The organism is Stenotrophomonas sp. YJH_SMC_27, assembly GCF_059369815.1.
On sequence record NZ_JCAFTA010000019.1, the window covers coordinates 1 to 13,640 of the forward strand.

Annotated in this window: 11 protein-coding genes; 10 read left to right on the forward strand and 1 reads right to left on the reverse strand. The window is 66.7% G+C overall.

The annotated features are described in order from the left end of the window. The first annotated feature begins 745 nt into the window (after positions 1-745). The 3 genes from mltB to AC5P7R_RS20340 all read left to right on the forward strand — a co-directional run bounded on the left by mltB (position 746) and on the right by AC5P7R_RS20340 (position 4,474). Positions 746-1,891: a lytic murein transglycosylase B gene (mltB, locus tag AC5P7R_RS20330; RefSeq protein WP_227854291.1), complete on the forward strand. Its 1,146-nt coding sequence runs from the start codon at positions 746-748 to the stop codon at positions 1,889-1,891. After that, positions 1,888-3,159 (forward strand): septal ring lytic transglycosylase RlpA family protein, encoded by a 1,272-nt coding sequence (locus AC5P7R_RS20335; protein ID WP_019660679.1) that lies wholly within the window; start codon positions 1,888-1,890, stop codon positions 3,157-3,159. The genes mltB and AC5P7R_RS20335 overlap by 4 nt, the downstream gene beginning before the upstream one ends. A gap of 100 nt (positions 3,160-3,259) precedes the next feature. Further along, a complete protein-coding gene (locus AC5P7R_RS20340) occupies positions 3,260-4,474 on the forward strand; it encodes a D-alanyl-D-alanine carboxypeptidase family protein (RefSeq protein WP_021203735.1) in 1,215 nt (404 codons plus the stop codon). A gap of 238 nt (positions 4,475-4,712) precedes the next feature. On the opposite strand, the gene AC5P7R_RS20345 is transcribed toward AC5P7R_RS20340, so the two are convergent. After that, the gene (locus tag AC5P7R_RS20345) at positions 4,713-5,786 is read right to left on the reverse strand and encodes a lipid A deacylase LpxR family protein (protein ID WP_021203734.1); all 1,074 of its coding nucleotides are present in this window, start codon (positions 5,784-5,786) and stop codon (positions 4,713-4,715) included. A gap of 263 nt (positions 5,787-6,049) precedes the next feature. Between AC5P7R_RS20345 and AC5P7R_RS20350 the strand changes: the two genes are divergently transcribed. The 7 genes from AC5P7R_RS20350 (at position 6,050) to gnd (ending at position 13,438) form a co-directional block, all read left to right on the forward strand. After that, positions 6,050-6,328, forward strand: coding sequence for a YbeD family protein (locus AC5P7R_RS20350; RefSeq protein ID WP_005411067.1), 279 nt, complete (start codon positions 6,050-6,052; stop codon positions 6,326-6,328). Beyond that, a complete protein-coding gene (lipB, locus tag AC5P7R_RS20355; protein WP_227854290.1) occupies positions 6,316-7,026 on the forward strand; it encodes a lipoyl(octanoyl) transferase LipB in 711 nt (236 codons plus the stop codon). The genes AC5P7R_RS20350 and lipB overlap by 13 nt, the downstream gene beginning before the upstream one ends. A gap of 17 nt (positions 7,027-7,043) precedes the next feature. Continuing rightward, on the forward strand, positions 7,044-8,054 hold the full coding sequence (gene lipA / locus AC5P7R_RS20360) for a lipoyl synthase (protein ID WP_019660674.1): 1,011 nt from the start codon (positions 7,044-7,046) through the stop codon (positions 8,052-8,054). Positions 8,055-8,332: 278 nt separating this feature from the next. Continuing rightward, a complete protein-coding gene (locus AC5P7R_RS20365; protein ID WP_227854289.1) occupies positions 8,333-10,510 on the forward strand; it encodes a carboxy terminal-processing peptidase in 2,178 nt (725 codons plus the stop codon). 162 nt (positions 10,511-10,672) lie between these two features. After that, positions 10,673-11,266 (forward strand): DUF2242 domain-containing protein, encoded by a 594-nt coding sequence (locus AC5P7R_RS20370; RefSeq protein ID WP_019660672.1) that lies wholly within the window; start codon positions 10,673-10,675, stop codon positions 11,264-11,266. A gap of 17 nt (positions 11,267-11,283) precedes the next feature. Continuing rightward, the gene (locus tag AC5P7R_RS20375) at positions 11,284-12,522 is read left to right on the forward strand and encodes a hypothetical protein (protein WP_134730126.1); all 1,239 of its coding nucleotides are present in this window, start codon (positions 11,284-11,286) and stop codon (positions 12,520-12,522) included. Between the two features lie 10 nt (positions 12,523-12,532). Beyond that, complete coding sequence (gnd, locus tag AC5P7R_RS20380; protein ID WP_111098686.1) at positions 12,533-13,438, forward strand: phosphogluconate dehydrogenase (NAD(+)-dependent, decarboxylating); 906 nt, start codon at positions 12,533-12,535, stop codon at positions 13,436-13,438. Positions 13,439-13,640 lie beyond the last annotated feature (202 nt).

A 13,640-nucleotide genomic window follows, 5' to 3' on the forward strand; every position in this document is an offset into this window, starting at 1 on the left:
CCCGAGCGACTCGGCCAACTCCACGGCTTGGTGCTTGAACTCATCGGTATAGCTACGACGGGTGATACGGGACATAAGGGACCTCCAGGTGCGATCAAAGTATCGCTTCTTGGCGTCCGCTGACGGGGGGCCAGATCAGTCAGCCGCATGGATGCGGCTGCCAAGCCTCCAGGGACGGATTCACGGCGTCCCCCGCGTACCCAACCCGACCGGCCCACCCGCGGCTTCTCCTTTCCGCGACCACCCAGACACCACCCACGAGGGGCTGCGCCGATGGCTGGAAACTTCCTGACTCTGCGCAACGCCAGTTATGGAAGCGTTCTCACAACGCTGCACGACAGCACACCCGCTGACCAAAGTCCGCAAAAAACGTTAGCTGGTTCACACTTTTACGCCGCGTTGATCTTGATCAATGGACTTGTCGTAATCGGCCTGCACAATGGCGGCCCGTTCGGCACGGCGCGCCGTCAATCGATGCAGCGCGAGGGGGCGTCGGGCGGGAGCAGTACTGATCCAACGGGTACAGGGAGCGCGGGGAACTGTCACTGGGGAGCGGCAGCCGCGCAGGTACCGACCGGATCCGGTCGCCGGTTGCGTCTGCGGGGATGGGGACGCAACCGGCCACCTCTATCTGAATGGGGAAGCCCGATCACGACGTCTTCACATTTCCCGCTGAACGGGGCAAATCGTTGTGATTCATGGTGTTAGGGGTTTTAATTCATCCATGACCTGCTAACCTGCGACGATGATTCGACGCACTCTGGCCTGCATGCTCACCCTCGGCCTGGTCGCCTGCGCGACCCAGCCGAAGTCCCCACCGTCTTCGCCGCAGGCCAGCAGCACGCCGCGCCAGCCGTCCGCCAAGGCCCATGGTCCGGCCGAGGCCGCGCCTGAAGCCGCTGCCGCCACCGCACCGCCGGTCGATCTCACCCCGGTGCCGTTCGAGGTTGCACGGGCCCGCTTCATTGCCGATACCGCCAAGCGCTATGGCCTGAGGCCGGAGCAGATCAGCAGCGTGCTCGACCAGGCGCAGGTGCGCCAGCCGATCATCGCCGCCATGTCGCGTCCGGCCGAACGGGTCAAACCGTGGAACGAGTACCGGCCGATGTTCATCAGCAAGGCACGCATCGATGGCGGCCGCGCGTTCCTGGCCCAGCATCGTGCCGAACTGGATCGCGTGCAGCAGCGCACCGGCGTGCCGGCCGAGGTGATCGTGGCGATCATCGGCGTGGAAACCAGCTACGGAAAGAATGCGGGCAATCATCGCGTGCTCGATGCGCTGTACACGCTGGCGTTCTACTACCCGCGCAGTGGCGACCCGGCCAAGCTGGAGCGCGAAGTGCGCCGCGAGCTGTTCTTCCGCGATGAGCTGGCCAAGCTGTTCGAGCTGGGCCGTGAGGAAAAGCTGGACATCACCACGCTCAAGGGCAGCTATGCCGGTGCGATGGGCATGGGCCAGTTCATGCCGTCCAGCTATCTCGATTACGCCGTGGACGGTAATGGCGATGGCCGTCGCGACCTGTTCACCAGCTACGACGATGTGTTCTCGTCCATCGCCAATTATTTCGTGAAGAAGGGCGGCTGGGTCCGTGGTGGCCAGGTGGCCGTACCGGCCACGCTGGCGCCGGGTCGCGAGGAGTTCAACCCGACCGAATGGATGCCGACCTGGTCGCTGGCCGACCTAGCCCAGCGCGGCTACCAGCCCAGCGCTACGGTGCAGCCGGGCGCCACCGCAACGCCGATCACGCTTGAGGGCAGCACCGGCAAGCAGTACTGGCTGGGCTTCCAGAACTACTACGCGATCACCCGCTACAACCTCTCGAAGATGTACGCGATGGCCGTGTTCCAGTTGTCGCAGGCCATCGCCGGACAGGAGCTGCCCCCGGCATGAACATCAGATGGCTGGTCCCGAGCTTGATCGTCCTCGCGCTGGCTGCCTGCAGCAGTGCGCCGAAGAAGCCGGCCACGGCCGGCCACGGTGGCAAGCCCAGCGGCACGGTGGTGCAGGGTCGGGGCTCGCGCCCGGCGCATTGCCCGGAAGGCTCGCCCTATGCCGCGGCCAAGGAAGACCCGAACACGCGCGGCAACTACACCGCCGGGGGGCTGTACAAGCCAGGCGTGCGCGACAGCACCCCGGACTACATTCCCAACGTCGCCTGCATTCCCGAGCCGGAAGTGACCGCCGAAGAGCGTTCGGCCATCGGCAACAAGTCGCCGTACGTGGTGCTGGGCAAGTCGTACAAGGTGCTCGACGACACCCGCAATTATGTCGAGCGCGGTACCGCGTCGTACTACGGCGCCAAGTTCCACGGCCGCCTGACCTCCAACCGCGAGGTCTACGACATGTACCAGTTCACCGCCGCGCACAAGACGCTGCCGCTGCCCAGCTTCGCCCGTGTGACCAACCTGGACAACGGCGAGTCGGTGATCGTGCGCGTCAACGACCGTGGCCCGTTCCATGATGGCCGTGTGGTCGACCTCAGTTATGCCGCCGCAGTGCGGCTGGGCATCACCCAGCGCGGTACCGGCAATGTGGAGGTGCGCGCGTTGCAGCCGGGCGAGGGCAACCTGCTGGCGCAGAAGCCGTCGCGCCGCGAGCGCCGTGCCGCCGAAACGGCTGTCGCGGCGGCCAGTACGCGCCCGGTAACGGCTGCGCGTGCCACCGCCGACAGCGACATCGATCGCCTGGTCAAGCGCCTTCCGGCCGACGCCACGCCTGCGCGTGGCCAGCCGGCCACCACACAGGGCGTGGCCAGCGCGGTGCCGGACGTGGCGGTCAGCAGCCTGCCGCCGAGCGCACCGCCGGTGCGCAGCCCCACAATGGCGCCGGTTGCAGTCGCCAGCGCCGCGCCGCGCACGGTCGCGCCGGCCGCAGTGCGTACGGTGCCCGCCACCGCAGCAGCCCCCAGCCTGTCGCAGCAGGTGGTCGGCGCGGTGATGGTGCAGGTCGCCAGCTTCTCCAGCCGCGACAATGCCAACCGCGCGATGGGCCAGCTCAACGCGGCCGGCATTGTCGGCGCGACCATCAGCGACATCGCCGCCGGTGGCCGCACCCTGTTCCGGCTGCGCGTTCCCGCCAGCGACCATGCCAGTGCCGCGGAACTTGTCGGCCGCATCGCCGGTCTGGGCCTGGGTTCGCCGCAGATCGTCAAGGATTGACCCGCCTGGGCTGGTGCTGCCGGCCCAGGCTCGCCCGGCCTTACAATGGCCGCTTCGTTCCACCCTCCATTCCTGGCCGTCCCCTGGAGCCTGCTGTCCAATGAATTTCCGTTCCGCCGCCACCGCCCTGGCCGCCACCCTGGTGGTGGGCCTGGCTTCCGCCCAGACGCCGCTGCCGACCCCGGCCACGCCTGCGCCTGCCGCCGCCGCCCCGGCCACCGTTGCCACCCCCCCGGCGCCGGTGCCGAGCGTATCCAAGGCCTGGGTGCTGATGGACTACGCCACCGGCCAGGTGCTGGCTGGCGAAAACATCCACGAGCAGCTGGCCCCGGCCAGCATCACCAAGGTGATGACGTCCTACGTGGTTGCCGCCGAGGTCAAGAACGGCAAGGTCCGTGCGGATGACCAGGTGATGATGAGCGAGCGCGCCTGGCGCGAAGGCGGCGCCGGCACCGATGGCAGCTACAGCGGCTTCCCGGTCAACCAGACCGCACGCCTGGAAGACATGGAAAAGGGCATGGCGATCCAGTCCGGCAATGACGCCGCGATCGCCCTGGCCGAGCATGTGGCCGGCAGCGAAGAAGCCTTCGCGTCGCTGATGAACAGCTACGCCGCCAAGATCGGCATGAAGAACTCGCACTTCGTCAACGCCCACGGCCTGACCGCCGAAGGCCACCACAGCACCGCCTATGACCTGGCACTGCTGGGCCGCGCGATGGTGCGTGATTACCCGGAAACCTACGCGTACAACAAGATCAAGGAATTCCAGGTCGGCAACATCAAGCAGCCGAACCGCAACCTGCTGCTGTGGCGAGATGGCAGCGTCGACGGCATCAAGACCGGCCACACCTCCGAAGCCGGTTACTGCCTGATGAGTTCGGCGCAGCGCGGCGACCAGCGCCTGATCGCCGTGGTATTGGGTGGTGCGTCGGAAAAGCAGCGCGCTGATGACAGCCTGGCCCTGCTGAACTGGGGTTTCCGCTTCTTCGAGACCCACCGCCTGTACGAGCCGGGCAAGCCCGTGGCCGAGCACAAGGTCTGGAAGGGCACCGCCGACAAGGTGCAGCTGGGCGTGGCGCAGCCGATGCTGGTCAGCGTGCCGCGCGGCCGCTACAACGACCTGAAGCCGAGCATCGACGTGCCCAAGACCCTGGAGGCACCGTTCACTGCCGGCCAGCAGATCGGCACCGTGAAGGTCACGCTGGACGGCAAGGTCGTCGCCGAAGCGCCGCTGGTTGCCGTGGCTGCCGTCGAACAGGCCGGCTTCTTCAAGCGCCTGTGGGACAGCTTCTGGATGTGGTGGGAATCGGAATGATCCACGCCCCGGCGTGGTGAATGAAAAGGCCGGCGTATGCCGGCCTTTTCGTTCCGGGATGTCGGATGCGGATGGGGGGGGTGCCGGCCGCTGGCCGGCTCCCCATGAATCAATCCGGAAATGCGAGAGCCGGCCAGCGGCCGGCACTACCGGCAGCGCCTCACTTGCAGCGAGCGATGCAGTAACCGGTGTGCCGACCAACGGTCGGCACCTACCCGCTTCACCCTCAGCGCCTCGCCTACAGCGAGCGGCTGATGGTGAAGCTGCCGAACACCGGCGATTGGCGCTGGCCGTTGAATTCGCGCGTGCTGTGGTACCGCGCGGCAGCGAACTTCCAGCGGCCGTACATCACCGCCACGCCGTACCCGCCGTAGGCCACCACATGGCGCTTGTCCACGCTGTGGCTGTTGCGGAAGGTGTTGCCATCCAGCGTGATGTCGCGGATCACCCAGGCAGCGTCGGAGGTCGCGAACAGGTGCCAGGACCACCCGCTTGGGCGGCCGCCGCGGGTCGGCGCCGTGTTCTCACCTGCCGGGCGCAACGGCGTGCTGCCGAAGTCATCCGGCAGCTTCCAGCCGAAGCGCACTTCACCGCCCAAATTGGCCTTGGTTTCCAGGTTGCCGATCGACCCGCCGTAGTGGCTGATCGCGTCCCAACCCCAACCGTCGGCATTGACGCTGGCATCGCCCGGCCAGCGGCGCATGCGCTCATGGGTCAGCATGAACAGTGGTTCGTTGTGCAGCTGGTTGTCCCAACCCTTGAATTTCTCGTCGCCCAACACTTCATGCACGGCATTCTGCACCTGCTTGCCCTGCGCCCACGGGCCGACCACGCCCAGTGTCAGCTGGGTGGTCTGCAGGCGGTCGCCGCTGCGCGCATTGAAACCGAAGTTTGCGATCAGCACGCCGGCGTAAGGGCGGTCGTCCTCGATCAGGTCCCTGCGGCTGAAATCGGTTGGGGTGAAAATCCCCTGGCCGATGCTGAAGATCATGTTCTGCTGTTCGAACCTGCCCGGATGCAGCCCTTCCAGGTACCGGTTCACCCAGCGCGCCATGCGCGGCAGGCAGGGGTCGTCGGTGTAATCGACCAGATTGGGGGAGACCAGGGTCAACAGCGCACCGTTGGTATAGCCCTGGTCCTGGTGGCGGCCGCCGAACAGGTCGTTGTCGACGCGGAAATTGACCTGCGGCGGATGGTCGCGCATCGCGTCCGGGCCACATTGTTCGGCCGCCTGGGCGGCAAGCGGGAGGGCAGCAGCCAGCAGGCCGTACAGGCCGAGGGCCGCAAGGCGGCGGTGGGAAGGGGGACTCATTGGGAGGGCTTTGTTCTGTCTGTCGTTGTATGCCGCGACACGGTACTCGCGGGGACGTGACGGAACGAGCGCGTTCGAATCACTTGTCTGTTCCGAAAACGACATTGTCTCGTGAGGACAATCCTGAACCCTCCTGTAGCGGGCTTTGGGGCAATGACCAATGCTGAACGTCTGTTCAGCTGCAACGCAGCGACTCACCAGTGCGCCGTTTGACGTTGATGAATACTCTTGGGTTTGTTGCCCTGCGGCCCGATAATGGCTTCATGGAAATCAAGTCCGACAACCCCGACCACGGCTTCCAGTTCCCCGGCCAGTTCGAGCTCAGCGCCATGGGCCCGGCCAACCGCGGCCTGGAACATGAGCTCCCCCGCCTGCTGCTGGCTGCCGGCATCGATGTGGTCAACGAACGCATCAGCTGGAAGCACTCCTCCAACGGCAAGTACGTGTCCGTCCGCATCGTGTTCAAGGCCGAAAGCCGCGAGCAGTACGACCTGGCGCACCAGGCGCTGCGCGACCACCCGGAAGTGAAGTGGACGCTGTAGCCGACAGCTGCCCGGCCGAAGCCGCCCCGGAACACCGCGCGCCGCGTCCGGCGGTGGTCCGTGACCTCGGCCGCCAGGCCTACGAGCCGGTATGGCGCGCCATGCAGCGCTTCACCGACCAGCGCAACGACAACGATGCCGACGAGCTGTGGGTGGTCGAGCACGACCCGGTGTTCACCCTGGGCCAGGCCGGCAAGGACGAGCACGTGCTGGCACCGGGTGAGGTCCCGGTGCTGCACGTGGACCGAGGTGGCCAGGTGACCTACCACGGTCCCGGCCAGATCGTGGTCTATCCGCTGCTGCGCCTGCCGCGGCTGGGGATCGGGGTCCGCGACTACGTGTGCCGCATCGAGCAGGCCCTCATCGATACGCTGGCCGAGTGGAACATCGGTGCCGAACGCCGCGAGGGCGCCCCGGGCGTCTACGTCGGTGGTGCCAAGATCGCTGCGCTCGGCATCCGTGTGCGGCGCGGCTGCACCTTCCATGGGCTGGCCTTCAACGTGGCCATGGACCTGGAACCCTTCCACCGCATCAATCCCTGTGGCTATCAGGGGTTGCAGGTGACCTCGGTAGTAGACTTGGGCGGGCCCTCCGGCATGGAGGCCGTCAAGCCGGTACTGCTGGAGCACCTGGCCCGCCAGTTCGGCCTGCTGCTCCAGCCCACGCACGAACTGCCCGATCTTTCTGCGGCCGCCTGACCGCTCCCGGAACTGCCATGACTGAAACCACCGCCCGTTCCATTCCCCTGCAGATCGTGCAGGGCGACTCCCCATCCGCCGCGCCGTTGCAGGCCGGGGTCAAGCAGCTGGGCGGTGACAAGATCAACCGCTCGCCGGTGCAGTTCGCCGACGCGCCGGTGCTGCGCAAGCCGTCATGGATCCGCGTGCGCATTCCCTCGGGAAATGCCGTGCAGAACCTGAAGGCCAAGCTGCGCGAAAACCGCCTGGTGACCGTATGCGAGGAAGCCAGCTGCCCGAACATCCACGAATGCTTCGGCCATGGCACCGCCACCTTCATGATCCTCGGCGAGGTCTGCACCCGCCGCTGCTCGTTCTGCGACGTGGCCCATGGCCGCCCGAAGCCGCCGGATGCCAACGAACCGGCCAGCCTCGGCCAGACCGTGGCCGACATGGGCCTGAAGTACGTGGTGGTGACCAGCGTCGACCGCGATGACCTGCGTGACGGCGGTGCCCAGCACTTCGTCGACTGCATCACCGCCATCCGCGAAAAGTCGCCGGGTACCCGCATCGAAGTGCTGACGCCGGACTTCCGTGGCAAGGGCCGCATGGAGCGCGCGCTGGAGATCCTGGCGCAGAACCCGCCGGATGTGTTCAACCACAACATCGAAACCGTACCGGACCTGTACCGCAATGTGCGCCCGGGTGCGGACTACCAGTGGTCGCTGAACCTGCTGAAGAACTTCAAGGCGCAGCACCCGGGCGTGCCGACCAAGAGCGGCATCATGCTGGGTCTGGGCGAAGACTTCGAACAGATCAAGGCCACCATGCGCGACCTGCGCGCGCACGATGTGGACATGATCACCATCGGCCAGTACCTGCAGCCGACCGCGCATCACCACCCGGTACTGAAGTACTGGACTCCCGAGGACTACAAGGCGCTGGAGGACTACGGCTACGAGCTGGGATTCAGCCACGTGGCCTCCGGCCCGATGGTGCGCTCGTCGTACCACGCCGACGTCCAGGCCAAGGGCGCCGGCATTTCCTGACACCCTGCCGGTGGGTGGGAGCTACTTCTCCTGTGGGTGCGGACCCTTGGTCCGCACACCTCTGCCTGCCGTAGAGCCGAGCCCATGCTCGGCTGCTTGCTGCCGGCCAGCCGAGCATGGGCTCGGCTCTACATGCATTCACAATTTGCTACACCGGCCCGGCTAGGCTGGTTTTCCACCGAGCGCGGCCGGGTGACAAACCCGGCAACTTTCGGCACTGTCGTGGTGTCTTAACACCCCGCAGTCTCCCCCTTGGCAAGGCGCCTTCGAGCACGTCAATGAAATTCAAAGCCCCCGCATTCCTGATGGCCCTGGCGCTGGTGGCGCCGCTGGCGCTGGCGGCCAAGGCCGACTCGCCGGCATTGCCCGCTGCGGTAACCGCCGATCAGGTGACCACCTCCAAGCTGGTGTACGGCCTGCTGTCCGACAGCCGTTATGCCTACCGCCCGCGCGCGCTGGACGAGGCCACGTCCAAGGACGTGTTCAAGCGCTACCTGGAGACGCTTGACGGCGGCAAGCAGTACTTCACGCAGGCCGACGTGGCGCGCTTTGCGCCGTTCGAAGCCAACATTTCCTCGGCCATTCGCGGCGGCGAGCTGGAGCCGGCATTCCAGGTGTTTGCGGTCTACAAGCAGCGCGTCGGCGAGCGCGTGGCCTACGCGCGCAAGCTGCTCAAGCAGGAACCGGACTTCACCACCGACGAGCGCTTCGAGTACGACCGCAAGAAGGTGCCGTGGGCCGCCAGCAGCGCCGAGCTGGATGAGCTGTGGCGCAAGTCGGTGAAGAATGACTGGCTGCGCCTTAAGCTGGCCGGCAAGAAGCCCGATGACATCCGCAAGACGCTGGACAAGCGCTATGCCACGCTTGAAAAGTCGGTCAACGAGCTGAAGGGCGAGGACGTCTTCCAGTTCTTCATGAACGCCTACACCAGCGCTGTCGATCCGCACACCGACTACTTCACCCCGCGCACCGCCGAGAACTTCAACCAGGCGATGTCGCTTTCGCTGGAAGGCATCGGTGCGCAGCTGCAGCGGCAGGACGACATGGTGGTGATCCGCGAGATCATCGCCGGTGGCCCGGCTGCAGTGGATGGCACGCTGAAGCCGGGTGACCGCATCGTCGGCGTCGGCCAGGGCAAGTCCGGCCTGGTCGAGGACGTGATCGGCTGGCGCATCGACGACGTCGTGGCCAAGATCCGCGGTGCCAAGGATACCCAGGTGAAGCTGGAATTCATTCCGGCCGCCGAGGGTGCCGACGGCAAGCACCACACCCTGGTGCTGACCCGCCAGAAGGTGCGCCTGGCCGAACAGGCCGCGAAGGGAGAGACCATGACCATCCCGGCCGCCAATGGCGAGCCGGCACGCAGGATCGGCGTGATCAAGCTGCCGACCTTCTACCAGGACTTCGAAGGCCGTCGCCGCAATGCGGCCGACTACGCCTCGGCCACCCGCGACGTGGCCAAGCTGCTGGCCGGCTTCAAGAACGACAAGCTGGACGGCGTGGTGCTGGACCTGCGCAACAACGGAGGCGGTTCGCTGGATGAAGCCATCGAACTGACCGGCCTGTTCATCGAGCAGGGCCCGGTGGTGCAGGTGCGCGAGTCTGGTGGCCGCGTCACCGTCAACAGCGACCGCAACCAGGGCGTGGCGTGGGATGGCCCGCTGGCGGTGCTGATCAACCGCGGTTCGGCCTCGGCCTCGGAAATTTTTGCTGGTGCCATCCAGGACTACGGTCGTGGCCTGGTGATCGGTGAAACCAGCTTCGGCAAGGGCACCGTTCAGAACATCGTCGACCTCGACCGTTGGCCGAGCGGCGAGACCCAGCGCTTTGGCCAGGTCAAGCTGACCATCGCCCAGTTCTTCCGCATCAGCGGCAGCAGCACCCAGCACAAGGGGGTGGTGCCCGACCTGGCCTTCCCGGCCAGTGTCGACGCCACCGAGTTCGGCGAGAGCACCTACGACAACGCCCTGCCGTGGACCCGCATCGCCGCCGTGCCGCACACCCAGTACGGCAACTTCGCGCCGCTGCTGCCGAAGCTGGAAATCCGCCACGACGCACGCATCGCCACCGACAAGGAGTTCCAGTGGTGGAACGAGGACGTGGAACAGTTCCGCACCGAGGCGGCCAAGAAGTACATTTCGCTCAACGAGGCCACGCGCCGCGCCGAGCGTGAGCGCCAGGATGCCCAGCGCAAGGAACGCCAGCTGCAGCGCAAGGAGCTGGGCCTGGCCCTGGACCCGCTGGCCGATGACAGCAGCGATGACGGCCTGACGGGCAACGAGCGCGACATCGTCAAGGACGCCGCGCGCGAGAAGGCGGCCGAGAAGCGCCCGGACCCGCTGCTGCGCGAGTCGGCGTCCATCCTGGCCGATGCGGTGAACCTGCTGGCCAACGACCGCCCGCTGTCGGCACAGGTGCTGCCGCAGTCGACCGGCGCCGGTCGCTGGGCGGACTGAGCCGGACACGGTATGTGATACCCGAGGGCCGGCATTGCCGGCCCTTCTGCTTTTTTCGTGCATGAACCGGCTGCAAACGGGGCCGCCTGACGCGGGTGCTTTCGACCTGCCGCACACAGCAACGGGGCTACCCTTGCCGGTACCGTCCTCGCAGGAGCACCCATGCGGTCCTCCCTCGTTTCCAGTGCTGTTGTGGCGCTTGGCAGCGCCCTGATCCTGTCGGCCTGTGGTGGCCGTGCCGCCGACAGCACGCTGCTGCGCGAATCCTTCGATTCCGGCGACACGTTCTCGCGTACCGTCGATGGCCGCCCCGGCGATGCCTGTGAAGCGGCGCGACGCACCCTGCTCAGCCAGGGGTACGCCATCGCCCGTGCCGATGACGCACAGGTGGAAGGCAACAAGAACTTCCAGCCGCGCGAAGACGACCATGAGCAGCTGGTGCTGCGCATCTCCTGTGCGCCCCGGGGCGATCAGGCGTTGGTGTTCGTAAGCGCCGTGCAGGACCGTTATGCGTTGAAGAAGAGCCCGACGTCCGCCAGTGTCGGCGTCGGTGCACTGGGCTCGGTATCACTGCCGTTCGGCAGCAATGACGATTCGCTGGTGAAAGTGGCGAGCAGCACGGTTACCGACGCCGATTTCTATCGCCGTTTCTTCCAGCGCCTGCAGCAGTACCTGCCACAGGCTGCGGGCACGCCACCGCCGCCACCACCCGCAGCAGTTCCTGAGCCCGCGCCGGTCCGCACGGACCAAGGGTGAACGTGCACGGCTGGCTGATGGGCGCGGCCCTGTTGCTCGCGCCTGTGATGGGCGTGGCGGCCACAGCCGGCGACTGCGCCCAGGGGCTGCTGCTGCGGCTGGGCTGGCGCTTCGACGAGGCCGCGCTGAAGGAGCCGCAGGTGCATGGTGGCGCGGTGTGCACCCGTGCGTCGCTGGCCGAGGCGCAGGCAGCAGGCGATCTGCACGTGCGCTGGCCGGCGCACATGTCCGCTGCTGCACGCCAAGCGCTGCTGCAGCAGTTGCTGGACGATCCGGCCACGATCTGCGCCTATGCGTTCCAGCTGGGGGCGGCCACGCAACGCGCCGCCTCGGCCTTGCAGGCCAACACCCGCTTCCGCTTCTCCGGCCTGCAGATGGGCTGGATCGGTTTCGGCCTGCAGGGCCCGCGCGCTCAAGGCTGGCAGCGTACGCACAGTCTTGGCCGCGGTTTCGTTCCCAGCGCGGGCAACAGCAAGGCGCTGCAGGCGTTCTACAACGGTGCCGTGCGTGCCGAATGCGGTGTCGGCCGCCAGGTCGCGCAGCTGGCCACCCAGCGCGAGCTGTATGGCGATGCTGCCTTCGATACCGAGTTCTCTGCGGATGAGCTGTCGATCGGCACCTTTCTCGCCCTGCATGGGACCGACAGCATCCTGCTTGGCGCGCATGCCGGCGATTTCTTCGCCGATGGCAAGGCAGTGCGTACCTCGGCGATGGGGCGCCAGGCGTTCGTCGGTGTGCCTGGTTTCATCGAGCATGCATACGACAAGGGCACGCTGGACGACCTGAGCAACCAGGCCGAGAACTTCGTGGTGGTCGAGGTGGGCGAGGACGCTGCGCGGGCGCTGGCCACGCATGGCGGCCTGGCCTGGTACGACCAGCGCAACGTCGAACTATGGAAACTCGCGCAGGACATCCCGCGCACCGGCCAGCGCTACTTCGAACGCCTGCTGTTCGAGCGCGACCCTGAGGTGCGCGCGGCGCTTGCGCCGCGCTACCACGCCACGCTGGCACGCATGGACCGCCTGCTGGACGATCCGTTCTACCAGCAGTTCGTGATCTATGTGCATCCGCGCGGTATACGTCCCATCGGCTACCACATCGCCCGCCTGCTTGACCGCAACCCGCGAACCCCCTTTTCGATCGACCTGGCGGTGCACAATCTGCATACCACGCTCTACCGGCGTTGGCGCGAGGCGCAGCTGCGCCACTGCGCGGCTACCGGCAGGCCAGGCAGCCTGACCCTAGACCCCAACTGAAGGTGAAACAATGGATATTGCAATGATCGGCCTCGGCCGCATGGGCGCCAACATGGCCCAGCGCCTGCATCGCGGCGGCCACCGCGTGGTCGGCTACGACCCGGGCGAAGGGGCCCGCCAGCGCGCCGCCGAGGCCGGCCTGGAGGTGGTTGATTCGCTGGCCGCCGCGGTGGCCGCGCTGCCGGTGCCGCGCGTGGTGTGGCTGATGGTGCCGGCCGGCGAAACCGTCGACCAGACGCTGGGCCAGCTGACCCCGCACCTGGCCGAGGGTGACATCGTCATCGATGGCGGCAACTCCAACTACCAGGACTCGATCCGCCGCGCCAAGGCGCTGGCCGAGGACGGCCTGGGCTACGTCGACTGCGGCACCAGCGGAGGCGTGTGGGGCCTGCAGGAGGGCTACAGCCTGATGGTCGGTGGCGAAGCGCCGGTGGTGGAGCAGATCGCGCCGCTGCTGCGTACGCTGGCACCGGCCGAGGACCGCGGCTGGGCGCGTGTCGGCCCATCCGGCGCTGGCCACTTCACCAAAATGGTGCACAACGGTATCGAGTACGGAATGATGCAGGCTTACGCCGAAGGCTTCGCGCTGATGGAGCGCAAGCAGGAGATGGAGCTGGACCTTGCCCAGGTGGCCGAAGTCTGGCGGCACGGCAGCGTGGTGCGTTCGTGGCTGCTGGACCTGAGTACCGAAGCACTCAAGCGCAATCCGTCGCTGGATGGCATCGCGCCGTATGTGGAGGATTCCGGTGAAGGCCGCTGGACCGTCGCCGAAGCCATCGCGCTGGACGTGCCGGCCCCGGTGATCACCTTGTCGCTGCTGGAACGCCTGCGTTCGCGCGAATCCAACTCGTTCACCGACCGCCTGCTGTCGGCGATGCGCAACGAGTTCGGTGGGCACGCCATCAAGAAGTCGTAAGCAATCGGGGTCGGACCCCTTTCCGCAGGAAAGGGCGCTGACCCCCATGGCGCCAGGGGCAGTCGAGCATGGCTCGACTCTGCAAAAGCATTTTCCGATTGTTTGCACGTCATCCACGCATGGCGTGGATCTACTGGCAGATCGCGGGAAAGTGCCGAAGGCCAGGTGGGGGCGGTTGCGGGGGTGTCTGCGGCATGGATGG

Bases quoted from the DNA above. Each gene is read 5' to 3' on its own strand.
- mltB (WP_227854291.1), top strand. From the start codon at position 746: ATGATTCGACGCACTCTGGCCTGCATGCTCACCCTCGGCCTGGTCGCC.
- AC5P7R_RS20335 (WP_019660679.1), top strand. From the start codon at position 1,888: ATGAACATCAGATGGCTGGTCCCGAGCTTGATCGTCCTCGCGCTGGCT.
- AC5P7R_RS20340 (WP_021203735.1), top strand. From the start codon at position 3,260: ATGAATTTCCGTTCCGCCGCCACCGCCCTGGCCGCCACCCTGGTGGTG.
- AC5P7R_RS20345 (WP_021203734.1), bottom strand. From the start codon at position 5,786: ATGAGTCCCCCTTCCCACCGCCGCCTTGCGGCCCTCGGCCTGTACGGC.
- AC5P7R_RS20350 (WP_005411067.1), top strand. From the start codon at position 6,050: ATGGAAATCAAGTCCGACAACCCCGACCACGGCTTCCAGTTCCCCGGC.
- lipA (WP_019660674.1), top strand. From the start codon at position 7,044: ATGACTGAAACCACCGCCCGTTCCATTCCCCTGCAGATCGTGCAGGGC.
- AC5P7R_RS20365 (WP_227854289.1), top strand. From the start codon at position 8,333: ATGAAATTCAAAGCCCCCGCATTCCTGATGGCCCTGGCGCTGGTGGCG.
- AC5P7R_RS20370 (WP_019660672.1), top strand. From the start codon at position 10,673: ATGCGGTCCTCCCTCGTTTCCAGTGCTGTTGTGGCGCTTGGCAGCGCC.
- AC5P7R_RS20375 (WP_134730126.1), top strand. From the start codon at position 11,284: ATGGGCGCGGCCCTGTTGCTCGCGCCTGTGATGGGCGTGGCGGCCACA.
- gnd (WP_111098686.1), top strand. From the start codon at position 12,533: ATGGATATTGCAATGATCGGCCTCGGCCGCATGGGCGCCAACATGGCC.